The organism is Candidatus Leptovillus gracilis, assembly GCA_016716065.1.
Classification (GTDB): domain Bacteria; phylum Chloroflexota; class Anaerolineae; order Promineifilales; family Promineifilaceae; genus Leptovillus; species Leptovillus gracilis.
Window position 1 is genome coordinate 921,475 of record JADJXA010000001.1, and the last position, 24,589, is coordinate 946,063.

Consider the following 24,589-nt stretch of genomic DNA (forward strand, 5'->3'; position numbering starts at 1 on the left):
CTTGTCACCTGTCATCCTGCTCACCCTGCGCCCAATCTCCTTCGGTCAAATAGCCGATGGCTTTGTCTACGGCGCCATCCATGATGATATTGAGGCGTTTGTTAGGGGTGACGGTTTGCAGGTCTATGACGCGCAGGTAGGAAGCCAACGGCGCATCGTCGGGGGAGAGGTCTGGCAAGGCGTTGGCGGATTGGCGGAAGAAGTCGAAGTTGAAACGGCCGTCACCGTTCCCCACCTCCAACCCCAACGAGTGAATGCCCGATTCCACCAAGTCCTGAAAAAAGTGTGTGCCATAAGAAAATTCCGCGCCGCCGCCCTCGGACAGATCGGCCACTTCGATCAACACTCGCGTGTTGTAAATATCGCCATACGTCACGTGGACGCCCAGGTCCAGATTCACGCTGCCCCAACGCCCCGGTCCAATCAAAACAAACAACTCGTTTTCTAGCAGCTTGTTTAGCCGGCCAATGGCCCGACCCAATTCCATCTTGGCGGTCAGGTCGGGAATGCAGCGGTACTCCTGGGGGTCCACATAAATCACGTAGCGAATGCCTATCGCTTTGCCATCGGGAACGAGGTGATCCGTCACAAACAGCGTATCTTCTTCCGGCACATTCTCCGGGAACGCGATGATGCCCCCCTCAGCTCGCTGGCTTAAGGGGCGGCATTGCAAAATATTGAGACGATAATGAGGGTATGGGTAATCGGGCACAATGTCTATGGTAAATTCCACGTCTACCGGCCGTTGGTAGCGCTCTTCGAGACGGCGCAGGGCCGTGCGCAGCAGCCGCACGAACTTCCGATCCTTAATGATGAAGCTAAAAGTCAGCACAAATCGCTCCCCATCGTTAGCCGACGCCGACACCATTTCCTGTAAATAATCCCCCTTGTCCACTGAGACCAGATAGCGCAGTTCAGGATAATTGTTGTTGAGGATGTATTGGATGGGCAGGGTGACAAAGGTGTTGGCTTCCAGGTCTATGGCGTCCAGATACCACTGGGCGTATTGGCGGATGGATTGGGTGTCGGTTTCTGGCCGCAGTTGGGGATGGCTCAGGGCGATCATACGCGGGTAATCGTTGGCGACGCGGGTGACGGCGCGGGTTCCCAAGCCCCAGACCAGGCGCAAGAAGCCATCTTCGCGCCGTATTTTGGGATGCCAGCGGAATGGGTTTTGGCTGTAGCCAACACCGGCAAGCGAGGGAAAGAAGTAACGGCCGTGCTGCTGCCCCAACACCGGTTGAATCAACACCGCCATGCGCTCGTCATAATCAATCATGCCATTCTTGCGCCGGTACAAAATGGCGTCCGGGTTCAGTGTACTGGCATACACCCGGCGGATCGCATTTTGCAGCGCCTCCAGATTCTCGTCCGGCGTGCCCTGGTTGGGGCAAAAAATGGTCTCGTACTTCCCGGCAAACGAGAAGCCAAAGCTGTCTTCCAACAAACTGGACGAGCGCACCACAATCGGGCGGCTGCCCAAATGAGACAGCACCTCGCGCAGTTGGTCCACAATGTTTTCGGGAAACTCCCCCGCCAGATGCGCCGCCACAATTTTGGGGTACATATCCCGAATCTCATCCAACGGCCGATACTTCTGATTCATAAAATGGTCCAACCGGTTCATCAGCCGAAAATCATAAATTACCTCCGTGCCGATGAAATGCGAGTCGGGAATATCCACCCATTGGCTGATATCTGGCCCATGCGCCGGGTCCTGTTGGTGCAAAATACGCCGCGCTAACAGCATCCCGGCCGCCTTACCGCCAATTTTGCCCGATCCAATGCGGTTGCGATAAATGTGGCGCAAATCGGCAATGGTAAAGGCATTTTTAGCCACGCCAATAAACGGCAGTTGGTCGCTGATCAGCCGTTTGATCAACACCACTTTAATCTCTTGCAGGTGGTGTTTCACTTTATCTTGCGCCGGTGCGGGCAAGGCTTCGTAGATTTCACCCTGGCGGAACAATAGTTCCCAGGGCGCAATCTCCGGGTTAAACGTTAACTCAATGTTTCGCGTGGGGGTGGGCTGGTCGTTCAGGGCAGCCTCAATCAACTGCGTCAGCAGCCCACTGCCCAGGTTATCGGCAAAATAAGCATCGGTAATAAAATCGCGCACCCGGTCTTTGCGCCGCTGCCAGATGCTCGACTCTTCCTGGATATAGGGGTCCTCCAAACCTTCGCGCCGCTGCGATTCAATGGCGCGCTGACGCACCCGCTGCTCAAACTCTGCCTGAGAGATGATACCCCGGCGAAAAAGCTCCTGGCGCATCATCACCCGAATTTTGTCACAGAGAATGGGGTATTGGGCCAGCCTGATGTAGATGTCAATGGCCGGGGTTACGCTGCGCAAAGGTCTGGTATTCATAGGCATCTCCATGACATGATTATAACAGGTTGTTGGCGGCGGGCGGGATATATACCTGACAAGGTGACAAAAATGTCAGATTATGACCTTTGCGCGTATACTTTCAGCAATTCCAATTATGAACCTGCTCGTAGAGGCGGCACAGGCGGGCCATTGTCTCGGCCATTCTCCAACACCTCTGCTGCCGCCTGTCTCGCCCGGTTCAGGCAAAAATGGGCGAGACGGCGCGGGAAAATGCCGTCCGCTGCGGCTGTTACCTGTCCGCGCCGTCCCGCCCCTACCACAATTGGAATTGCCGATATACTTTGAGGAGCGCCGACTTCCAGTCGGCTCGCTGCCAGCAGGATGCTGGCACTCCATTTTCAAGGAGGATGGCATGACAACGATTTTTGCCAAAATTGTGCGCGGCGAACTACCGGCGACGAAGTTGTATCAGGATGAGTTGGTGACGGCGTTTCGAGACATCAATCCCATCGCCCCAACCCATATTTTAATTGTCAGCAACAAGGTGATTCCAACGGTAAATGACCTGACCGAAGATGACGAAAAAATCACCGGCCGGATGCTGACCGTTGCCAAAAAACTAGCCGAGCAAGAAGGCATTGCCGAAAGCGGCTACCGCCTGATCATCAATTGCAACGGTCATGGCGGGCAAGAGGTGTTTCATTTGCACATGCACCTGGTGGGGGGACGGCCGTTAGGCCCCATGTTGTATCGGCAGAAGTAGGGAAGGGTCACACAGTGTTCAGTGAACTGGATACTGGATACTGAACACTACTCACTACTGATCGCATTCCCCTCTTCCCGGCAGGCGCACGCTTCCTTGCTTACGCCGCCGCGGGTCAGCAGGCCATCATATTCACGCCCCAGGCCAGATGTGACCCACCCGGCCATCTCCAGCGGCATCGAACCATCGGCGGAGACCCAACGGCCGTTATACAGCCGGGCCACATGCACATGCGTGCCATTGGAAAAGCCCCCCTCGCATGAGGGATGCCCCAACCGGTCGCCGGTCTGCACAAAACTGCCGACGGCGATACGGTCGCGGCTTTCCAGGTGCATATACACAATCGCCCAGCCCGTCCCGGCAAACCCATCGCCGTCCAGGTCTACCACCACCGCCCCCTTGTCGCTGCGCACCACCCGGCCATCGGCCATGGCCGTCACCCAGGCATCGGAGACCACACAGCCCAATTCGTCGGCTGGCGGCGCAAAATCAATCGCTGCCCAGGCGGAGCCAGAGGCCCAACCGCCGTGCGGCCCGCCGGTGTAATACCAGGTTTCGCCGCTGCCCCAGGGCAGTTGTAATGGCGGTTGGCGCAAATCAGCCGGCCACAATGGGTCCACGGTAAAGGCGAACGGGCTGCCAAACAGCCGGTCGTAGGTCGCCAAAAAGCCGGTCACGCCCACGTCTTGCAGCCAACTTTCATAAGTGACGCCGCTGAACGCGCCGAGGGCGTTTTGCACCCCGGCCGTGCCGTCGTTGATGTCGGCGGCAAAGGCGACGCGCGTGCCATCATCCAGCGTGGTGGCGCTGATGCCGCCTTCGGCACGGCCGTAATAGCCCCAGTTGAGCAAATTGGCCGCTCGGCCAAGCTGCTGATACAGGCCAGACAGCCCGGCCGCTTCATAGCCCAGGGGAAATGGCACGGTGTTGGCTCCGGTAACGGCCGTTTTTGTCACCCACCCCGCCCGATGTTCCACAAACGCCAGCAGCAGGCGCGGATTGACGCTGTAGCGGTCGGCCACCAACTGCACAATCTCCGGCCCGGCCATATAGACCCCTTCCACCTCTTCACCCACTGTCAGCAAATGGCCGCCATACGTTTCGGCAAAAGCGCGAATAACAAACTCCCTGGCCGCCGGACCATACACCAATTCGCTGTCGGGGATTAGCTTAAAGCTGGGGCCAGTGGCTTCCATCTGGCTGGGCACGCGGATTTCTTGCCCTACCAACAAAATAGCATTGGCGTCTAGCTGATTCAGTTCCAGCAAGTCGGCCACCGTCGCGCCGTAGATTTGGGCGATGTAACCCAACGTTTCACCCGCGCCGACAAAATGGCTGGCAACCGCGCTGCTGCCGGCCGCGGCCACCGCGTGCGGCGCGTCTGGTGTGGGCGTGCCCACATAGGCCGGGCGGGTAGGCAAAATCATCGCCGGGATGATGGGCGTCGGCAGCGCATCTCCCGACGCCGCAGGAATGGCGGGCGCGCCGACGGCCGTTGGCTGCGACTGATCGGCTGTGGGCACGGTCGGGTCGGGTCGTTCGCAGGCAGCCAACAGCAGCAGCAAGACGACCAGCGCTGCCCACCAAGTCCTGGCAGGTCTGCCCGTGTAAAACCATTTTCGGTACTGTCTGAGCTTCTCATTCATCAAGAAATTGTACCTCAGGGTGGCCCTTTACGGGGGCGGGGTTATAGCGATTTTTGATTGACGATTGACGATTGGTCCTGAGCTTGCCGAAGGATAGACGTTTTTGTACTGCACCCGATATTAAGGGAAAATGGGCGGTATGCAAGCAAATTATGTACAACGCCTACGATTGACCTTTAGAAAAGAGGGGCCGACGCGCTACATCGGCCATCTGGACCTGGCGCGGGTGATGGAACGGTCGCTGAACCGGGCGCGGATTCCTATGTCTTACAGCCAGGGTTTTAATGCCCGGCCGCGTATGCAAATGGCCGCCGCTTTGCCGCTGGGCTATACCAGCGCCTGCGAGTTGGCGGACATCTGGCTGCAAGAGGCGATGGCGCCGGAGGCGGCCCGCCAGCAGATGATGGCTCGCATGGCCCCCGGCATTGTCATCTGGCAGGTGGTCGAAGTGCCGCTGAAGGAGCCGCCGCTGCAAGTACAAACGGCCGATTCTACCTACGAAGTTACTCTGCTGGACCCAATCAACCGGGACGCGCTGCAAGCCGGTATCGCCGGGCTGCTGGCGGCCGACTCGCTGCCACGCATTCGACGCGACAAGGCGTATGATTTGCGTCCGCTGCTGCTGGACCTGGCGCTGGCCGAACCGGCTGGCGACCTGACGCGGCTGACCATGCGCCTGATGCTGCGCGAAGGGTTGACGGGCCGCCCCGACGAAGTCTTGGAAGCGCTGGCAATAGACCCGTTGGCGGCACGGATACACCGGGTGGCGATTGGGCTGCTGCCGTTGGCGGAGGCAGGCTGAGTGAAGGTTGTTGGACGTTGGTTGGTTGGTTGGTTGGTTTGTTTATTGGTGGGGTGTGGCACTGCCGTTTCCCCGCCACCACCACCCACGCCCATCGTCCCCCTAAACACAGCCACGCAGCCATCGGCGCCAGACACTGCCGTTCCGCCCGCCGAGCTATCCCCCACTGCCACGCAGCAGCCCACGATGCAGCCAACACGCCAGCCAACGCCCATACCGGATACCGGCTGGCAGCCGGTGCAGCCCGGCCTGGAGCAGCGCACGCTGCACCTGTTTGATGCGGCGGGCGTGGCCCGCGAGCGGCTGTTTGTTCTGCGCCTGGAGCCAGCGCAGTTCACCTTCGGCGTCGCCTACCGGCCGGGCGCGCCGCAGTTCATCCCGCAGTGGCAGGCGGAGACGGACGCGCTGCTGGTGGTGAACGGTGGCTACTTCACCCCGGAAAATGTGGCGACCGGCCTGATCATTGTGGCGGGGCAGGCCAGCGGCAGCAGCTACGGCGATTTTGCCGGAATGCTGGCCGTTGACGCGCGCGGCCCGGAAGTGCGCTGGCTGCGTGAACGGCCGTATTCCCCCGACGAACCCTTGCTGTATGCGCTGCAATCTTTCCCCATGCTGGTGCGGCCCGGCGGTGTATTGGGTTTTCCGGAGGAGGATGGCGTGGCAGCGCGGCGCACGGCCGTTGGGCAGGATGAGGACGGCCGTATCCTCTTCATCTTCGCCCCCTGGGGCAGCCTGACTCTGCACCAATTCAGCACGTTCCTGGCCGAGTCTGACCTGGGACTGGATGCGGCCTTTAACCTGGATGGCGGCCCTTCGACAGGGATGCTGCTGGTGGGGGAAACGGCCGTAGAGATTCCGGCCTTTGCGCCGCTGCCGGCCGTCATCACGGTGCTGCCGCGGTGAACGGTACGAACTCGTAGGACACGTAATCCGTTATCCGTCTTCGGTTTAAAACGGCCGTTCCCCACAACCAACTGAGAACAATGAGCGGTGAACGGCCGTTCCTTCACAATTCAAAACGGCCGTTCCCCATATTTCCATATAAACGTATTGCTATTTAACCATATTAACCATACAATTATCATATGCGTGCATCGGAATCTTCATCATTTGAGTGGGATGATGAAAAAGACAACTTGAATCGGAAGAAACACGATGTCTCGTTTATTTTGGTGCAATACGCCTTCGCCGACCCTAAGCGTGTCATCTTGGAAGACATTACCCACAGCACGGAAGATGAAAAACGGTATTTCTGTATTGGCAAGATCGGCGAAGGCATCATGACAGTTAGATTCACCTATCGCACTGACCGGATACGCATCTTTGGCACCGGTTATTGGCGCAAAGGAAAGCAGATATATGAGCAAGAAAATCATTTATGAGAAAGGTCCGATAAATGAAGTAAAAATAGTGACCGATTTTTTACCCTCACCAGAAGAGCTTGTTTTTCGCGAGGAAACTGTCAAAGTTACCATTGCTTTAAGCAAGGGCAGCGTGGAGTTCTTCAAAAACGAGGCTGATAAATATCACACTTCCTATCAAAAAATGATTCGCCGTTTGCTAGACGAATATGCGCTACATCATTCGGCATCGTAAATCACGGCCGTTACCTCACCACAAATCGCTAACTGTGAATGGGCACGGCCGTTTCCCAACACCACCCGCTAACAATGAATGAGGAACGGCCGTTCCCCACCACCACTCGCTAATAATGAATGGGGAACGGCCATTTTCTCCACAATCCACCCTGCTCTGGTAGACGGCATCAACCAGGACTAGAAAATGGGAAAGAAGGTGTGTCACCACGAGGACACGGGACACAATAGGCAGCAGACAGCAAACCCAAAAACCTCACCAATACAAGGTGTCCTGCCACAGTGAGCATATTATTTTTACTTTAATACTATGGATATTATCCATCTAAGTGCTGCTAAAAGGACGATTCCCCCAGAGTAAACATAAAGCGTGGTTTTTATCACACCATTCCCACCCCATAAACTTGCAGCTATCAAACAAACTACCAAATAAACGATAGACCAAATTTGAATGATCCCTGGACCTACATATACAAATTCTTTTCCTGGAGACAAGCCGAATAATACAACAATCAAACTTGTGGTCTTAAAGTGTAGTGCCTCTGATCTGCTGAGGTTTTCTGCTTTTTGTATTATAAACGCGAGCCCCCAAGGTACTGTAATAAGCATAGTGACTAAAAGAATTAGACTATATTTGTAAACCATTACATGATCTCCTCAGATAAATTTCGCTATTTTCAGTCTAGTACCTCAACTTTCTAATTTTGAGGGGTAATACCCCCTGCTGTGGCCGGTCTTCCAGACCGTGCCACCCCACCCCACCGTTGCCCACCGGAACTCGCCTGTTTTACCACGTCACGGCCGTCAATATCACATCGCTCTCTCCTGGGGGGTCCAACAGCCAATAGGTCGCCGACGAAAACCGCCAGGCCGTTGCCTCCCACACCAGCCCTTTGCGCACCGGGTTGTCGTGAACATAGTCCACTTTCGTCTGCCAGAAGGAGTTAGTAGAGAATAGCCCCCTCTTGAATCTGGTAGGTTTCCATGCCGCGCATTGTACGTCAGGAAGCAAGGCCGCGCGAAAAGTGACGCGGTAGTGGACGAAAACCAGGTTGGTGACTGGCAAGCAGCTGGGGCACGGTCTGGAAGACCGGCCCCAGCAGGGGGGTTGAAACTTTGGGGATTTGTCGGGTCGGGTATAACGGTGTCGGGAGAAACCATTCGGTATATATAAGACCAGCAGTTCTCAATCTGAAAAACTAGTGACATGAAGGGCAAAAAGTGATAGTGTCAGGCATTTGCCCAAAGGAGAAAACATGAGCCACGCACTATCACTAGATAAAATCATGGAACATTTTCAAGAATCCTGGCGCAAGTTGCCAGACTACCGGAAACCAATAACAACACTAAATACGAGGTAGCGGATGCTGCGTTGTCAGCCTACAGCGTCTGTTTTATTCAATCGGCTTCCTTTTTAGCCCACCAGCGGGTTATGAACCAACGTAAAGGTCAAGACTACGCAGGAACTTTGTTTTGCATCAGCAAGATACTCAGTAACAATCAGATACGAAACTTGCTAGACCCAGTGACACCTGACCACTTTCATGGAGATTTCTCTTGGATTCATGGGGAATTAAAGCAAAGTGGTTGTTTGGTGAACTTTCAGGATTATAAAGCACTTATCTGATCCCTTTGATGGAGTTGTCTTTCATTCCTCAGAAAATCCATTGTGATAAGGGATGGTCATGAGAAGCAAGATTGTGAACGAGCTGCAGTTAAGCGCTGGTTAAAGGCAGCATCAGGGTCAGTTTGAGGCCCAAAGTGTGACCTTTCTGGGTGATGATTTGTACGCTAACCAGCCGCTGTGTCAGTTAATTGACCAAACCTATCAACAATTCTTTATCTTTGTCTGCAAACCTGATTCCCATCCCACCCTTTATCAATGGGTAGACTCTCTGGCTGGTGTCGCGGGTTTAGAGACCATGCAAGAACGCTTTTGGAATGGCCGACATGGGGAAATCTGGTCCTATCGCTTTGTCAACCAGATACCCTTACGGGCGGGCGAGGATGCTATGTTGGTCAACTGGTTAGAGTTAACCATTACCCATGAAGGCACTGGCGAACAGATCTTTCATAATGCTTGGATTACCAGCCATCAGGTCACGCTCAAGAATGTGACTTCTTTAGCTAAGAGGGGGCGTACACGCTGGAAGGTTGAAAATGAAAACATCAATGTCCTCAAGACCAAAGGTTACAATCTAGAACACAATTTTGGTCATGGGCTGAATCATTTGTCTAATGTCTTTTTCTCGCTCAATATTCTGGCTTTTCTGACTCATACAGCCCAGCACTTGCTCAACAAGGCTTATCGTCTCTTACGAGATACGTTAGTTGTACGGCGCACTTTTTCAATGATCTCAAAGCCTTAACTCGCTATATCGTTTTCGATAGTTGGGATGCCTTGTTTGCTTTTATGATAGATGGGTTGGAGTTATCCCCTTGATTCTTTCATTTAATTTCAGATTGAGAACTGCTGATATAAGACACATAAAACCGTGCGTTCATGTAAATCAGCCCCAGGTCGTCGTTGTGTTTGTGCCCTGTGTACCCCCTGTCTGTCACCTCATTTGGCCCGCTGCCCTCGCGGTAGCCGCCAAAGGGATAGTAGCGCGTCACGTCGCCCACCAACTGCCCCGCTTGCGGGTGCGGGTCGCCATTACCATCCAGACCATAAGTCATGGCGCTGGCGCTGCCTAAATGGTCGCTGTAGAGATAGTACAGCCCATCATGGCCCTCCGGGTCGCCGGTGACGCGCACAGCTGCTGCCTGCCCCGCCAACATATACGTGCTGCGCCGGATGATGTCGCCCGCCGCCAGGTATTGCAGGTCAACATCGCCGAAGGCCAGGTGGCCCGCAGCCAGGGTGATGGTCAACTGCCGTCCCGCTGCCGCTGTGTGGCGCGTCCGCCCCGGCCACAGGCATGGGCCACAGGCATGGCCGGGAGCCGCTCATTGGTGACCTGCTCCCAGGTGTTCGTCATCTGCCAGGGCGTCGGCTGGGTCTGGTCAAGAACGGTGACGGCATCCACTGCCAGACGCAATTGTTCTACTTGCGCAAATTGCCAGTCATCGAATTCCGGGGCATCCCCTAGAACAAAACCAGCCATAAAATCTCCCCGATATAGCTTAACCGCCCTATCCAAATGCTCACACCGCTCATTCACAGAAATTTATGGTGCTGAAGCAGCTGCCAGGCTGCACTGAAAAGCGAATAAGTCAACGACAAGTGGTGCGTCCGGGGTTATGGTTACATAAGCCCGATCAACCCTTAGGGCCCGTAAATTTATTACTTCCCGCACTTCCTCAACTTTCTATGACCAGGGTGCGGGAACTTATTCTTTTACGGACCCTTACAAACTTATCCAAAATAGGGCATGGTTCATCGGGCGAAACATCTTCTTTACAAATTTACGCGGCATTGTCATGCTGAGCGGAGTCTTCGGAGCGAAGCATCCCGCTAACGCCAGAGGAACGGGATGCTTCGGAGGACCTCAGCATGACACGCTTCTTTGCAAAATTTGTAAAGCACAGATCAACTGAAATGAACCATGCCCAAAATAGTTTTTTGGAGAATTCAGCAGGTAGCTCCGAATGTAAGGGCGAACCTTTGGGTTCGCGCAAAGGTAGGGCAGATACACAGGTCTGCACCACCTGCTATAGCGCGATCTTCCGCTGGTTGCTGTGAACGGGCTGTGTTCCAGCCACACCCCGCCTGCCAGTTACCAATCAACGTTCAAACCAAATCACCACGCAGTCTAGCACAAAGCTCTTCCACCCCGCCTACAAATCAACTACAAATCACCTGCAAACTTTTTGGGTAAAACGGCCGTTGCCCACCGCCTGAAACAATTTCGTAAACTGCGGAGGAACGGCCGTTCCCCACCAACCAACCGAGACCAATGAACAAAGAACACGGAACACGGCCAATACACCCCCCGTCAAATCGCAGTTGTCAGTGAAAGCGCACAACGGGTATCATTGTTGGCTACACAAACGGTCACTGGCAAACAAAATACCCCCGGACACCGTCGCAGCTTGTCGGCAGCCGATCCCACATCCCATACTTTGTTGAAGGAGAGAAAATGAAACGCTTTACCCGTATTGGCTTGATCATTGTCGGCGTCTTGCTGCTGCTGCTTGTAATTATCTCTGTGAGCGGCGGGGTGATGGCCCGACGGCCGTTTCCCCAGACCGACGGCTTTGTCACTCTACCCGGCCTGAAGGAACAGGTAGAAATCTACCGCGACAACTTTGGCGTGCCCCATATCTACGCCCAAAATGAAGAGGATTTGTTCTTCGCCCAGGGCTACGTCCACGCCCAAGACCGCTTCTGGCAAATGGAATTCTGGCGGCACATCGGCCAGGGACGCATCGCCGAAATCGCCGGAGAATCGGCCGTCGAACAAGACAAATTCATCCGCACCGTGGGCTTTAATCGCATCGCGCAATCATATATTGATTATTACGAGAAAAATGCGCCCGATTATATGCGCATCATGGACGCCTACAGCGCCGGGGTCAATGCCTACATCCAGAACAACGGCGACAGCCTCGGCTTGCAATTCGACATCCTCGGCCTGGTGTTCGACCCGTGGGAGATCGAGCCATGGGAGCCGGTGGACACAGTGGCCTGGGGCGTGGTGATGTCTTGGGACCTGGGCGGCAACTGGCGCAACGAGATTACCCGCGCCCAGCTTTATCAAGAATTAGGCGAGGCGATGACCGCCACGGTGCTGCCCGGCTACCCTTACGCCACGCGCCCGGTCATCGCCCCCACCGCCGATCAGGTGAATAAGTTGGCGCTGGGGGAAACGGCCGTTCCCCCCACCCGCGTCAACTGGCAGCGCGTCAACACCAGCATCATCGGCCAGGCGCCGGCCAACGGCTTCGCTCTGGGCGGCGGCGAGGGTCTCGGCAGCAACAACTGGGTCGTTGGCGGCGACCACACCACCACCGGCCTGCCCTTGCTGGCAAACGATCCCCACCTGAGCGTGCAAATGCCCTCCATCTGGTATGAAGTGGGCCTGCACGCACCCGGTTGGGACGTGCGCGGCTTCTCCTTCGCCGGTGTGCCCGGCGTTATCGTCGGCCACAATGACCGCATCGCCTGGGGCGTCACCAACGTCGGCCCCGATGTGCAAGACCTCTACATCGAAAAGCTCAATCCCAGCAGCGCCAACCAATACGAATATATGGGCGAATGGCAAGAAATGGAGGTCATCGAAGAAATCATCAAAGTCAACGGCGGCGCAGACGTGCCCCTGACAGTGCGCATCACCCGGCACGGCCCCATCATCAACGACGTGGTGGACGACCTGACCGACCCCCTGGCCCTGCGCTGGACCGCCCAGGAGCCGTCGCGCATCCTGCAATCCGTCACCCTGATCAACCAGGCGCAAAATTACGAAGAATTCCGCGAGGCCCTGCGCTATTGGGACATCCCCTCACAAAACTTCATTTACGCCGACGTAGATGGCAACATCGCCTATCAGGCCCCCAGCCTCATCCCCATCCGCGCCAACAGCAATGGCCTGACGCCCGTGCCCGGCTGGACCGGCGAACACGAGTGGGAAGGCTTTATCCCCTACGACGAACTACCGGCGCTTTTCAACCCGTCCCAGGGTTACATTGTCACTGCCAACCACGCGGTGGTAGACGAAGAATACCCCCATTTCCTGAACTTCGACTGGGCTGATGGCGACCGGGGACTGCGCATTGAGCAGATGATCCAGGCTAAAATCGCCAATGGCGGCAAGATCAGCGCCGCCGATTTTGCCACGATTCATTTCGACGGCCGTTCGCTGCCCGCCGAAGCCTTTGTCCCCCTGCTGCAAGGTCTATCCAGCGACAACGCCCAGGCCCAGGCCGCCCTGGAGCGGCTGCGCGGCTGGGATTTGCAAGAAACGGTAGACAGTGTGCCGGCCACCCTATTTGAGATTTTCTACACCCAACTCCAACTCAATCTGCTGGCCGACGAAGTGGGCGAAGACAATGTGTTCACCATCACTGGCCGCGACATCTTCATGTTCCAACTGGCCGATGATTTGGATTCCGCTTTCTGGGACAATGTCAACACTCCGGAAACAGAGACGGCCGAGATTATTCTGCGGCAGTCGGTCGAAGACGCGGTGGATTGGCTGGCGGCCAATGTGGGCGGCAGCATGAATGATTGGACCTGGGGCAAGATTCACACCATCACTTTTGCCGATGGCGTGTTGGGGGCCAGCGGCATTGCCCCGGTGGAAGCGATCTTGAACCGGGGGCCGTTCCCGGTGGCTGGCGGCCTGGACCTGGTAAACGCCAACAATTGGTCGCGCAGCACGCCAGCCATCGTGCGCTCCCATCCTTCCATGCGCATGATTATTGACATGAGCAATTTTGCCAACAATCAATCGGTCATTCCGACCGGGCAGAGCGGCCACCCGTTTAACGCCCATTATGATGACCAGATGCCGTTGTGGTTGGCCGGGCAGTATCACCCCATGGTGTTTGCGCGGGCGGAAGTGGAAACGGCCGTAACCGATCTTCTGGTATTACGGCCGTCCCCATAAAGAATCGTTATCCGTTATCCGTTATCCGTTATCCGTCGGGTAAAGCATGTCGCATAAACGGTAAAAAGCAAAACGGGGCGATGACGCTGGTGAACAGCGTCATCGCCCCGTTTTGGCAAAGAGCGGGCGAGATGCCCACGCTGCCAGACTTTACAGCACGTCTTCGTCGTCTTCGACGAGATTTTCTGGCTCTTTTTCCACCAGATGATAAGCATCAGGATTCAGGATGATCGCTTCTTCGATGTCCTCAACCTGATCCAGGGGCAGCACCTGCCCCTCCACCACCGTCTCATACCCATCAGCCGCCCGAATATCATGCAAATGGCGGGCCACCGCGGCCGGCGGAGCCAGCTCAATAAATACCTTCGCGCCGACAATCATCGCCGTAATGTCATCCAACTGGCCGATAATCGGCGCAAAGTCGGTGATAAAATCAAAGGGAAATATCAAATACAACAGCCCCAAGAAGGGGACAAATTTCAGATAAAACGGCACTTCCGGATCACGCAGCAGCCGCATGACCAGGCGCATTTGCTGCCACACTTCACGCCAAAAACCCGGGTCTTTGGGCTGCGTTGTCAGAGCTGATTCCATGTCTTGTTCTTCCTTTTTATTTTGACTCATTTTATCCATCACTCCTTATTACGCAGATTGCAGCAAAAGGTTGCCGCGTTGAGGCAGACCTTCAGAAAATCGCCAACGCGGCCAGCTTACCGCTGGCCGACAACATAATCGGCCAACTGCGACAAGATGGGGCCGATGTCGTAAGGCTGCCATTGGCCGATGGCCCCGGCCGTAAACACCGTAAACCCAATAACATAGCCGTCCTGGCGCACGCCGTTGTCGTACCAATTTAGCTGCTTCACAAATGCCTCTTCCCCCGTAGCCGCCCAGCCCTGCTGCACCCAATACTCGCTAAAATCAGCCCAGCCCAGGCCGCTGGGACCAGGGCGATTGCCAATGATACCATCAATGCCCGCCTCAGAAATGACCAGGGGAATAACCAATCCGGCCGGTTCCAAAATTTCCCGGTAATACCAGCGATAACGAAACGTCAACGAACCGCGATCGGCGTAGGCGGGATAACCAGGCAGCGGACTGCCATAGAGGTAGGTCATTTCCGGCGCGCCATATTCATGCAGCGATAAAATGCCGCCATGCTCTTTCGCGGTGGCGATGGCCGGCACAAACAGTTCAAACTCGTCCATTTCCGGCACGCCAGTGGCAAAGCCACCTATGGCTGCTTTTAGTCCGTGGGAAGCCAACAGCCGGATCCGTTCCTGCTCGAAGCGAGCATACCAGGCCATATTATCAAGATTAGGGTCTGGTTCATTCCAGCCTTCCCAATAATCCACGTAGGGATTGGCCAGGTATTGCGCCAACTGATAGGCGACAAAATCGCGGGCGGTTTCTTCAGGCACACCGGCGTAAGTCTGGTCGCGGGCGCTGAGGCGGCCGATGGTGATGGTGCGGGGCGAGACAGCCTTCACTTCTTGCAGAAAGCCCAGGTCGTCTACGCCTTTGACAACGGCCGGTTGGCCGCGGCGCACAAATTCCAGGATGCCCGGATCGTTATTGCGCACGACGTGGATGCCGAGTTTGCTGGGTCCCAGTTGGTTGCTGGGCGGCAAATTGGGGATGAGGCTGACGTAGCGCGTCGGCGTCACGGAGGCTTCCGGGGTGGCTGTCGGCGTGGCGGTGCGCGAGGCAAAGGGGGAACTGGTGGGCAAGATAGGCGGCGGGGTAGGCGTGAGACTGGGTCTCAGGGTGGTCAATGCGTCTGGGGATTGCACGTGGGTAACGGCCGTTCCCCCTTCCGGTGTGTAGGTGAGCGGCAAATTAGCGACGGCCGTCATCTGCGGCGCAGCGGCAGCGGCAGCCAGGGTGGGTACGGCCGTTTCGCCGCCACACGCCGCCAAAAGCCAGACCATCAGCCAGGCCATGCCCATCAACCATTGTCGTTTATCCATGGCAAAATCATACCATCGCCACCAACCGCCTGCCACCTGTTGCAGTTTGCACCCTTACCCACGAGTGCTAAAATCAGCCCCATGACAATCATTTTAGCCGTTGAACTCCTGATTGTAATCGTTTTTCTGTTGATGTTTCTCAGACGCCCCAGTCTGACGGGCGGCATTGGTTTGTTGACGGTGACAACGGCCGTGCTGTTAGACACCTTTCTCAGCACCTTCAACCGCGCCGAAATGCTGGACGAGTTTGGCTTCTTCTTTTACCTGATCGCCGGTGTTTTGGTAGGTGGTATGGCGGTTTGGACCTGGGGTGTGCTGCATCCGGTGCGCGAAGCTGCGGCCGTGCCCGCCGCCGCGCCAACTCACACGCCACTGCCGCCTATGCCAGCCGGAACCATGACAACGGCCGCTCTCCCCCCGCCGCCGCTGCCAGAAATGCCCACCGACCAGGACGCCATTTTCGACCGCCAGATGTTGTACAACGAAATCCGCACTCGCTTCAGCCACGAAGACGTGCGCGACCTGATGTTCGACCTGGGCATCCATGAAAACGACGTTGCCGCCCTGGACCAGCCAGTCAACCAACTGATCGTCAACGTCATGGACGTGGCGCAGCAAAATGGGCAAAACAGCGCCCTAACCCTGGCCGTCGAGCGCATCCTCACCCCCATCTCGCCCGATTTGCTGCCCCGGCCAGAAAAAATCAGCGTCGCCTCACCGCCAACCATCCTGCGTTACTACCTATTAGCCAACTACACGCTCAGCGAATTACGCGAGATGGCCGCCCTGTTGGGCATTGATTGGGAGCAGATTGGCGGCGACAACAAAAAGGCCAAAGTCCGCAATTTTCTACTTTACCTGTACCGGCGCAATCGAATTGATGAATTGATTGGCCGTCTGCAACACAGCGAAGAGGAAGAATGAACCGCCTATCCCCCCATATCAGTGCATTAAACAAGTCGCGCCGCCAGATCACTTTCCTGTTGTTATATTTTCTGTTTTTTGTCTCTGCGGCTTTTGCCCAAACAGACGGCGCGCTGCAACTGAACCTGCGCCGCGACTTTGGCACGGGCATTGGGGCCAACATTCAGGGAACCTTTTCTTTGCGCGCCGAAGGCCCAGCCGATTTGGAGCGGGTGGTCTTTCTGCTAGACGACGAACCGATGGCCGAGGCCAATGCCGCGCCGTTTCGTTATCAGTTCCACACCGACGCCTACCCGCCGGGGGTACACACCTTCAGCGCCGTTGGTTATACGGCCGTCGGCCAGGAACTTTCCTCCAATACCATCACCCGCAACATCATGACCGGCGCGGAAGCCACTCGCGGCATGGTATGGATGATCGTCCCGGTACTGGTGCTGATCGTCGGCGGCAGTTTGCTGACCGGGTGGATTGCCAAACGAGGACAACGCGCCAATCCAGAAACGGCCGCCGTAAACGGCGCTTTTGGTGGGACCATCTGCCCGAAGTGCAAACGGCCGTTTGCCCGCCATTGGTGGGGTCTTAACATCATCGTTGGCAAATACGACCGCTGCCCCCACTGTGGCAAATGGAGCGTGGTGCAGCGCGTCCACCCAGACATCCTGGTCGCTTCGTTAGACGCAATGCGCCAGGCAGACACCCCAACCAGTCCCCCAGCCGACGAGGCCGATGCCCGCCAACGCCGCCTGGACGACTCCCGCTACGAAAACTAACCGATCATGACCGATGTCCTAGACCTTCCTTCCCATTGTCACGGGCGGCTTAAAAACCTATACTTTCTTCATAAGTAACGCGAAATGCTTTTTCGACTCGTTTTCCTCCTTCCTAAAGCTCCGGGCCTCCCCACCCGGAGCTTTTATGTTTAAAACAAAACGGCCGTTACGCGGGTAACGGCCGTTTCATACTCAAACCCAAACAATCACACGCTTACCGCGCCGACATAGGCACATAATCTCGTGTATCGTGGCCCAGATAAATCTGGCGCGGCCGGGCAATCTTCTGCTCATTGTCGCCCAACATTTCCTGCCACTGCGCCAACCAACCCACCGTGCGCGGAATGGCAAACAACACCGGGAACATCGAAATTGGGAAGCGCATCGCCTGGTAAATAATGCCCGAATAAAAGTCCACATTCGGATACAGATTACGTTCCACAAAATACTCATCTTCCAGGGCAATCCGTTCCAATTCCAACGCAATGTCCAGCAGCGGATTCTTACCCGTCACATCAAATACTTGTTCCGCAATTTCCTTGATAATCTTGGCCCGCGGGTCATAATTCTTATAGACGCGATGCCCAAAGCCCATCAACAAACGCTCGCGGTTCTTCACCCCCTTCACAAAATCAGGCACATTTTTCAGATCGCCAATCTCCAGCAGCATTCGCAGAACTGCTTCGTTGGCCCCGCCATGCAGCGGACCATACAGCGCAGCGGCCGCCCCGGCCATCGAAGTATACGGGTCTGTCTGGCTGGACCCAATGACGCGCATCGCCGCGGTGCCACAGTTCTGTTCGTGGTCGGCATGCAAAATAAACAGCACATCCAGCGCCCGCTCCAGAATCGGGTTCGGCTCATACTTCACCTGCGTCATCTTGTCCAACATACTGAGGAAATTGCCAGAGTAACTCAGATCATTATCAGGGTAAATATAGGGCAAACCACGCATATGCCGGTAAGAAAAAGCGGCCACCGTCGGCACTTTGGCGATCAGGCGCATAATCTGAATCAGGCGATTGTGCGGGTCGCCAACGTTCCGCCCTTCGGGATAGAAGGTAGACATGGCAGCGATGGTGGCAATAAACATGCCCATCGGGTGCGCATCATACCGGAAATGCTGCATGAATCGTTTGATATTTTCATGTACAAAGGTATGATGCAAAATTTCGTACTGCCACTCCTGGTAGGCGGCCTCGGTAGGCAGCTCGCCATGCAAGATGAGGTAGGCAACTTCCAGGTAATTAGACTTTTCGGCCAACTGCTCAATCGGATACCCTCGATAACGCAAGATACCTTTGGCCCCATCTATATAGGTGATGGTGCTGATGGTGGAAGCTGTGTTTTTAAATGCCGGGTCATAACTCATCATGCCAAAATCATCGGCTTTTATTCTGATCTGCCGCAGATCCATAGCGTTGATGGTGTCATGAGTGATGGGAATTTCATAACTCTGACCGGTGCGATTGTCAACAATAGTTAGGCTATCTTTCGTCATGTTTATTACCTCCAATGGTTGCTCCCAGGGTTCATGTGGGTGTTAAGGGATAAAATAGGGTCAATTCTGACCAGACGTGACGCACTATATGGGAAATTTACGGCCGTAATTATACCCCCTTTTCCTTCTTCAAGCAGGTACACAGCAGTTCTCAATTTGTCATGGTGTTTGGTAGGGGCAGGACAGAGCGGACAGGGAACAGAGCAGCAGTGGTGATATAATACCTCCCCTTTTAACTGAACGACGGAGTGAACAATGATTCAAAACAAGGTTGAGGAAGCCGTCCGCGCTTTACTGGAAGCTGTGGGAGAAACACCCGAAAGGGCAGGCTTGCGCCGCACCCCTGCTCGCGTTGCCGACATGTACGCTGAAATCCTGGCCGGCTACCAGATCGATCCGGTCGAGCTAATGGCTGAATCGGTGATGGAGGTAACTTACGACCAGATGATTCTGGTGCGCGACGTGGAATTTTTTAGCATGTGCGAACACCATCTGCTGCCTTTTTTTGGCCGCGTCCACGTGGCTTATGTACCTCAGGAAAAAATTATCGGCCTGTCTAAAATTCCGCGTATCGTGGAGATGTTTGCCCGGCGCTTGCAAGTGCAGGAACGGATGACACAGCAGATCGCCCAAACATTGGCCGATGTTCTGTCGCCGCAAGGCGTGGGCGTTGTCGTCGAAGGCGCGCACTTATGCGCCATGATGCGCGGCGTTAAAAAAGAAGAGTCGCGGTTAGTGACCAGCGCCATGCTAGGCTCTTTTAAAGCAATCCGGCGACACGCCAGGAGTTTTTGGCCTTGCTGCAACGGCCGTAATCCATCCGTCCATCCCCTTGCCCACAGCACATCTGTGGGCATTAAGCCTACTTGTAAGCAGTTATGAGTATTTTCTTAATGTTGGGGAATTAATTTTCAGCCCTGACACAGCTCCCATGTGAGACAAATCTATCTTTTTTCCACTTGCAGCAGCAGCTCCAGGTAAAGGTATGTGCCATGACAAACTTGAAATTCAACTGCTATCTGATCGGCGCTGAGTCCCTGTTGATCCAGTGCGCCGAGATTTTGCAGCAGCGCGGGCATCAGATAGAGGGCATCGTCACCACGGCCGTTCCCCTTCTGCAATGGGCGCAGGCCCAAAACATCCCCACATTCACCCTCAACAAAAACCTGACCGCCGAATTGCAGCAGCGTCCTCCCTTCGATTACCTCTTCAGCATCACCAACCTGGCTGTCTTGCCCGCCGACTTGCTGGCCCTGCCACGCCTGGGCAGCATCAACTTCCACGATGGCCCCCTGCCCAAATACGCCGGGCTGTACGCCACCTCCTGGGCGCTGTTGCATCAGGAAAAACAGCATGGCATCACCTGGCACACCATGACGGCCGTCGTAGACGAAGGCCAGATTCTGCGCCAACGCCTGGTAGACGTCAGCGAAACCGACACCGCCTTCTCGCTCAACATGAAAACCTACGAAGCGGGCATCGAATCCTTCCCCGTCCTGGTCGCTGACATCGAAAACAACAGCCTACAACCGCAAATACAAAACCTGGCCGAAAAAACCTACTTCGGCAAATACCAACGGCCGTCGGCCGCCGCCACCCTCCATTGGACCCAACCCGCCGCCGAAATCGCCGCCCTGGTGCGGGCGCTGGACTTTGGCGCATACGAAAACCCCCTCATTCTGCCCAAACTGCGCCTCGGCGAAACGGTCTATTACGCCGCTGAAATCACCATCCTCAACAATGGCGCAGCCGCCGTCCCCGGCCAGATCATCACCCTCAGCGCCGACAGCCTCACCGTGGCCACCGCCACCCAACCGGTGCAGTTTACCCGCCTGCGCGGTCTCGACGGCGCCGAAGTAGATGTGCAAACGTTGGGCCTGTCGGTGGGCAGCATCCTGCCTGTTTTGTCCGCCAAACAGCAGGAGCAATTGACGGCCGTCACCGACCAGACCGCCCGGCAGGAGGGCTTCTGGGTCAAACGCCTGGCGCAGCTCGCCGCCGTAGAAATCCCCTACGCCAACCACGCCGAAATCAGCAGCGGTCGTTACGCCCGCCAGCAAATGAACCCGCCAACGGCCGTCCAGTCCATCGCCGCCCACCTCCAGGCCACCCCCGCCGATGCCCTCACCACCACCTTCATCGCCTACCTGGCCCGCCTCAGCGACGCCGTCGCCTTCGACGTGGCCGTCAGCTACCCCGCCCTGGCGCAAAAAACAGCCCCCTGGCCCGCCTACTTCGCCGCCGAACTCCCCTTCGCGGCGCGGCTGGACCCCCACGCCCCGGCCACAGACACCCTGGCCGCCTGGCAGCGCGACCTGGACGACCTGCGCGCCAAACGCCACACCTTTGCCTGGGACGTGTTCGGGCGCTACCCGCAGCTAAAAGCCAGCCAGTCCAAAGCGGGCAAGGCGCTGCTGCCCGTCAGCGTGGCGCAGGTAGACGACACGGCCGTCGCCCAACCCCAACCCGGCAGCGAACTCAGCCTCTTTATCGGCGCGGCTGGAGAGATGGCCTGGGTGTATGATACGGCCGTTTACACCGCCACCGCCATCAGTGCCATGCAGTCCCAATTCCACGCCTTCCTGGACAACTTGGCCGCCACCCCCGGCCAATCGCTGGCGCAAACCTCCCTGCTCACTCCGACCGAATACCAACAGCTCATCCACGATTGGAACGCCACCGACGCCCCCTATGACCAGGCCGCCTGCATCCACACACTCATCGAAGCGCAGGCCGCCCAACGCCCAGACGCCATCGCCCTGGCCCACCAAAACCAGCAAATAACCTACGGCGAACTGGACCGGCGCAGCAACCAATTGGCCCATTACCTGCGCACCCTCGGCGTTGGCCCAGACGTGGTTGTTGGCGTCCTCATGGAACGCTCCATTGAATTGATGGTCGCCCTGCTGGGCATCCACAAAGCCGGCGGCGCATACCTGCCCCTGGACCCCGACTACCCGCAGGAGCGCCTGGCTTTCATGGCCGAAGACGCCGCCGTCACCGTCCTGCTCGCCCAGGAACGCACCCAGGCCGACCTGCCCACCGCCAACGCCACCGTCGTTCGCCTGGACGCCGACTGGCCGACCATCGCCGCCTACAGCGCCGCAAAAGTCCACAGCGGCGTCACCCCGGCCAACCTCAGCTACCTCATCTACACCTCCGGCTCCACCGGCAAGCCCAAAGGGGTGATGGTGCAGCATGGCAATGCCGTCAACTTCTTCGTCGGCATGGACCAGCGCATCCCCCACAACCCGCCGGGGATCTGGCTGGCCGTCACCAGCCTTTCCTTCGACATCTCCGTGCTGGAGTTATTCTGGACCCTCTCGCGGGGCTTCAAGGTGGTTATTTTTGATGGCTACAAACGGGAGGCAGAAACGGCCGTCACCGCCAGCACCGCCCACAAACCGCTGGACTTCAGCCTCTTCTACTTCGCCAGCGACGAAAGCGAAGAAGGCGTGGCCGACAAATACCACCTGCTGCTCGAAGGGGCCAGATACGGCGACCAACATGGCTTCGCGGCCATCTGGACGCCAGAGCGCCATTTCCACGCCTTTGGCGGCCTGTACCCCAATCCGGCCGTCGCCAGCGCAGCCATCGCCGCCATCACCCAACGCATCCAGATTCGCGCCGGAAGCTGCGTGCTGCCCCTGCACCACCCCGCCCGCGTCGTCGAAGAATGGTCTCTGGTAGACAACATCTCCAAAGGGCGCGTCGGCATCGCCTTCGCCGCCGGTTGGCAGCCCAACGATTTCACCCTGCTGCCGCAAAATTACGCCCGGCGCAAAGAACTGCTCTTTGAAAACATCGAAGTTGTGCGGCGGCTGTGGCGCGGCGAAACGGTGGCCTTCCCCGGTCCCAGAGGTGAAGATGTCCACATCCGCACCCTGCCCCGCCCTATTCAGGAAGAACTGCCCATCTGGATTACGGCCGCTGGCAACCCGGAAACCTTCCGCATGGCCGGGGCCGGTGGCTTCCACCTGCTCACCCACCTGTTGGGCCAGACGGTGGAACAGCTTGGCGAAAAGCTGGAGGTTTACCGCCAGGCGTGGCGCGACGCCGGTCATCCCGGCGAAGGCCACGTCAGCCTCATGCTGCACACCTTCATTGGCGACAACCTGGAGATGGTGCGCGACACCGTGCGCCAGCCGATGAAGGAATATCTGCGCAGCGCCGTAGACTTGGTGAAAGAAGCCGCCTGGCATTTCCCCACCTTCAAACAAAAAGCGGAGACGACCGGCAAAAGCCCCAAAGAAATCTTCGAGACCGAAGAGTTAACGGCCGAAGAGACCGATGCCCTGCTGGAGTTTGCCTTCAACCGCTACTTCGAGACCAGCGGCTTGTTCGGCACAACCGAGTCGGTGATGCCCCTGGTGAACCGGCTCAAACAAATCAACGTGGATGAAATCGCCTGCCAGATTGATTTTGGCGTGCCGTCGGCGCTGGTGCTGCAAAATCTACCCCTACTGAACCAGGTGAAGAACCAGGCCGCGCCCACCGCCGACGCCGATTATTCTATTGCCGCCCTGGCGCGGCAGCACCAGGTGACGCATTTCCAATGCACCCCTTCGATGGCCCGGATGCTGCTGCTAGATGAGCTTACGGCCGTACCCACTTTCGGCGCGCTCCAGGCGATGATGGTCGGCGGCGAAGCGCTGCCGGCCGCCCTGGCGCAGCAGCTTCAGCAGATCGTCCCCGGCGTGGTCGTCAACATGTACGGCCCCACGGAAACAACTGTCTGGTCTTCCACCTACCAACTGGCCGGCGGCGAAACGGCCGTGCCCATCGGCACGCCCATCGCCAACACCCAACTCTACATCCTCAACAGCCACAACCAACCCGTGCCCGTCGGCGTCGCCGGCAGCCTGTTTATCGGCGGCGCTGGCGTGGTGCGTGGCTACCTGAACCGACCAGAACTGACGGCCGAACGCTTCGTCGCCAACCCATTCCGGCCCGGCGAGCGCATGTACTACACCGGCGACCTGGCCCGCTACCGCCCGGACGGCTGCGTCGAATTCCTCGGCCGCGCCGATTTTCAGGTGAAGATGCGCGGCTACCGCATCGAGTTGGGCGAAATTGAAGCGCTGCTCAATCGCCACGAAGCCGTCAACGAAGCCGTCGTTGTGGCGCGGGAGGATGTGCCCGGCGATGTGCGCCTGGTGGCCTACATCACCCTGCTGCCCGGCCGTTCGGCCAGCGACGACAGCCTGAAAGCCGCCCTCAAAGCCGACCTGCCAGAGTTCATGGTCCCGGCCCATTACGTCGTCATGGACGCCTTCCCCCTGACGCCCAACAAAAAGGTAGACCGCAAAGCCCTGCCCGCCCCAGACCAGAGCCGCGCCATGCCCCAGGTGGCCTACGTGCCCCCCACCAGCCAACTGGAAGAGCAAATCGCCGCCATCTGGCGGCAGGTCCTCAACGTGCCGCAGGTGGGCCTGAACGACAATTTCTTCGACCTGGGCGGCCATTCGCTGCTGACGGTGCAAGTCCACCGGGAGTTAAAGGGACTGGTGGCAAAGCCGCTGGCAATTACCGACCTGTTCCGCTTCCCGACGATTCGCGCACTGGTAGAGTTTTTGGATGGGCAGAGCAATGGACAGAGCAATGGGACGGCAACGGCCGTTACTGCCGGTTCCGATCGCGCCGCCGCCCGCCGTGAAGCCCTGCAAGGTCGCCTGCAGCGCGGCCAACGTCGCTAATTCATTATGCCTCAGCGAGACACAGGCGCACAGAGGAAA

Annotated in this window: 19 protein-coding genes and 1 pseudogene; 11 read left to right on the forward strand and 9 right to left on the reverse strand. The window is 56.9% G+C overall.

Going from position 1 to position 24,589, the window contains the following annotated elements:
* Positions 1 to 4 precede the first annotated feature (4 nt).
* Entirely contained in the window at positions 5 to 2,368 is a 2,364-nt protein-coding gene (locus IPM39_03925) for a PEP/pyruvate-binding domain-containing protein (GenBank protein ID MBK8985220.1), read from the reverse strand.
* A 376-nt stretch (positions 2,369 to 2,744) separates the two neighbouring features.
* Between IPM39_03925 and IPM39_03930 the strand changes: the two genes are divergently transcribed.
* Positions 2,745 to 3,095 carry an HIT domain-containing protein gene (locus IPM39_03930; GenBank protein MBK8985221.1) on the forward strand — a complete coding sequence of 117 codons (351 nt, stop codon included), beginning with the start codon at positions 2,745 to 2,747 and terminating at the stop codon, positions 3,093 to 3,095.
* 47 nt (positions 3,096 to 3,142) lie between these two features.
* Here the strand turns inward: IPM39_03930 and IPM39_03935 are convergent, their stop codons facing one another.
* Complete coding sequence (locus tag IPM39_03935; protein MBK8985222.1) at positions 3,143 to 4,741, reverse strand: peptidoglycan DD-metalloendopeptidase family protein; 1,599 nt, start codon at positions 4,739 to 4,741, stop codon at positions 3,143 to 3,145.
* 139 nt (positions 4,742 to 4,880) lie between these two features.
* On the opposite strand from IPM39_03935, the gene IPM39_03940 reads away from it, so the two are divergent.
* The 4 genes from IPM39_03940 (at position 4,881) to IPM39_03955 (ending at position 7,139) form a co-directional block, all read left to right on the forward strand.
* On the forward strand, positions 4,881 to 5,543 hold the full coding sequence (locus IPM39_03940; protein ID MBK8985223.1) for a DUF2344 domain-containing protein: 663 nt from the start codon (positions 4,881 to 4,883) through the stop codon (positions 5,541 to 5,543).
* Positions 5,544 to 6,446 carry a phosphodiester glycosidase family protein gene (locus IPM39_03945; protein MBK8985224.1) on the forward strand — a complete coding sequence of 301 codons (903 nt, stop codon included), beginning with the start codon at positions 5,544 to 5,546 and terminating at the stop codon, positions 6,444 to 6,446.
* A 182-nt stretch (positions 6,447 to 6,628) separates the two neighbouring features.
* Positions 6,629 to 6,925 carry a BrnT family toxin gene (locus tag IPM39_03950; protein ID MBK8985225.1) on the forward strand — a complete coding sequence of 99 codons (297 nt, stop codon included), beginning with the start codon at positions 6,629 to 6,631 and terminating at the stop codon, positions 6,923 to 6,925.
* Positions 6,903 to 7,139: a CopG family transcriptional regulator gene (locus IPM39_03955; GenBank protein MBK8985226.1), complete on the forward strand. Its 237-nt coding sequence runs from the start codon at positions 6,903 to 6,905 to the stop codon at positions 7,137 to 7,139. Before IPM39_03950 ends, IPM39_03955 begins: the two co-directional genes overlap by 23 nt.
* Before the next feature lie 296 nt (positions 7,140 to 7,435).
* Here IPM39_03955 and IPM39_03960 read toward each other — a convergent pair whose 3' ends face one another.
* Positions 7,436 to 7,783: a hypothetical protein gene (locus tag IPM39_03960; GenBank protein MBK8985227.1), complete on the reverse strand. Its 348-nt coding sequence runs from the start codon at positions 7,781 to 7,783 to the stop codon at positions 7,436 to 7,438.
* A gap of 142 nt (positions 7,784 to 7,925) precedes the next feature.
* Positions 7,926 to 8,063, reverse strand: coding sequence for a hypothetical protein (locus tag IPM39_03965; GenBank protein ID MBK8985228.1), 138 nt, complete (start codon positions 8,061 to 8,063; stop codon positions 7,926 to 7,928).
* 838 nt (positions 8,064 to 8,901) lie between these two features.
* Here IPM39_03965 and IPM39_03970 point away from each other — a divergent pair.
* Positions 8,902 to 9,507, forward strand: a complete 606-nt coding sequence (locus tag IPM39_03970; GenBank protein MBK8985229.1) for a hypothetical protein — start codon at positions 8,902 to 8,904, stop codon at positions 9,505 to 9,507.
* A gap of 79 nt (positions 9,508 to 9,586) precedes the next feature.
* Here the strand turns inward: IPM39_03970 and IPM39_03975 are convergent, their stop codons facing one another.
* Positions 9,587 to 10,012: a hypothetical protein gene (locus IPM39_03975; GenBank protein MBK8985230.1), complete on the reverse strand. Its 426-nt coding sequence runs from the start codon at positions 10,010 to 10,012 to the stop codon at positions 9,587 to 9,589.
* Positions 10,009 to 10,245: a hypothetical protein gene (locus tag IPM39_03980; protein MBK8985231.1), complete on the reverse strand. Its 237-nt coding sequence runs from the start codon at positions 10,243 to 10,245 to the stop codon at positions 10,009 to 10,011. The genes IPM39_03975 and IPM39_03980 overlap by 4 nt, the downstream gene beginning before the upstream one ends.
* A 975-nt stretch (positions 10,246 to 11,220) precedes the next feature.
* Here IPM39_03980 and IPM39_03985 point away from each other — a divergent pair.
* Positions 11,221 to 13,689: a penicillin acylase family protein gene (locus IPM39_03985; protein MBK8985232.1), complete on the forward strand. Its 2,469-nt coding sequence runs from the start codon at positions 11,221 to 11,223 to the stop codon at positions 13,687 to 13,689.
* A gap of 150 nt (positions 13,690 to 13,839) precedes the next feature.
* Here the strand turns inward: IPM39_03985 and IPM39_03990 are convergent, their stop codons facing one another.
* Positions 13,840 to 14,313: a DUF1232 domain-containing protein gene (locus IPM39_03990; GenBank protein MBK8985233.1), complete on the reverse strand. Its 474-nt coding sequence runs from the start codon at positions 14,311 to 14,313 to the stop codon at positions 13,840 to 13,842.
* Positions 14,314 to 14,399: 86 nt separating this feature from the next.
* Entirely contained in the window at positions 14,400 to 15,659 is a 1,260-nt protein-coding gene (locus IPM39_03995) for a hypothetical protein (GenBank protein ID MBK8985234.1), read from the reverse strand.
* 81 nt (positions 15,660 to 15,740) lie between these two features.
* Between IPM39_03995 and IPM39_04000 the strand changes: the two genes are divergently transcribed.
* Together IPM39_04000 and IPM39_04005 are read left to right on the forward strand one after the other, a co-directional pair.
* A complete protein-coding gene (locus tag IPM39_04000; protein ID MBK8985235.1) occupies positions 15,741 to 16,583 on the forward strand; it encodes a hypothetical protein in 843 nt (280 codons plus the stop codon).
* On the forward strand, positions 16,580 to 17,353 hold the full coding sequence (locus tag IPM39_04005) for a hypothetical protein (GenBank protein MBK8985236.1): 774 nt from the start codon (positions 16,580 to 16,582) through the stop codon (positions 17,351 to 17,353). Before IPM39_04000 ends, IPM39_04005 begins: the two co-directional genes overlap by 4 nt.
* 214 nt (positions 17,354 to 17,567) lie before the next feature.
* Here the strand turns inward: IPM39_04005 and IPM39_04010 are convergent, their stop codons facing one another.
* Entirely contained in the window at positions 17,568 to 18,854 is a 1,287-nt protein-coding gene (locus IPM39_04010; protein ID MBK8985237.1) for a citrate synthase, read from the reverse strand.
* Positions 18,855 to 19,109: 255 nt separating this feature from the next.
* On the opposite strand from IPM39_04010, the pseudogene folE reads away from it, so the two are divergent.
* Positions 19,110 to 19,669: pseudogene (gene folE, locus IPM39_04015) on the forward strand (GTP cyclohydrolase I FolE).
* 177 nt (positions 19,670 to 19,846) lie between these two features.
* A complete protein-coding gene (locus tag IPM39_04020) occupies positions 19,847 to 24,550 on the forward strand; it encodes an LLM class flavin-dependent oxidoreductase (GenBank protein ID MBK8985238.1) in 4,704 nt (1,567 codons plus the stop codon).
* The last annotated feature ends 39 nt before the right edge of the window (positions 24,551 to 24,589 follow it).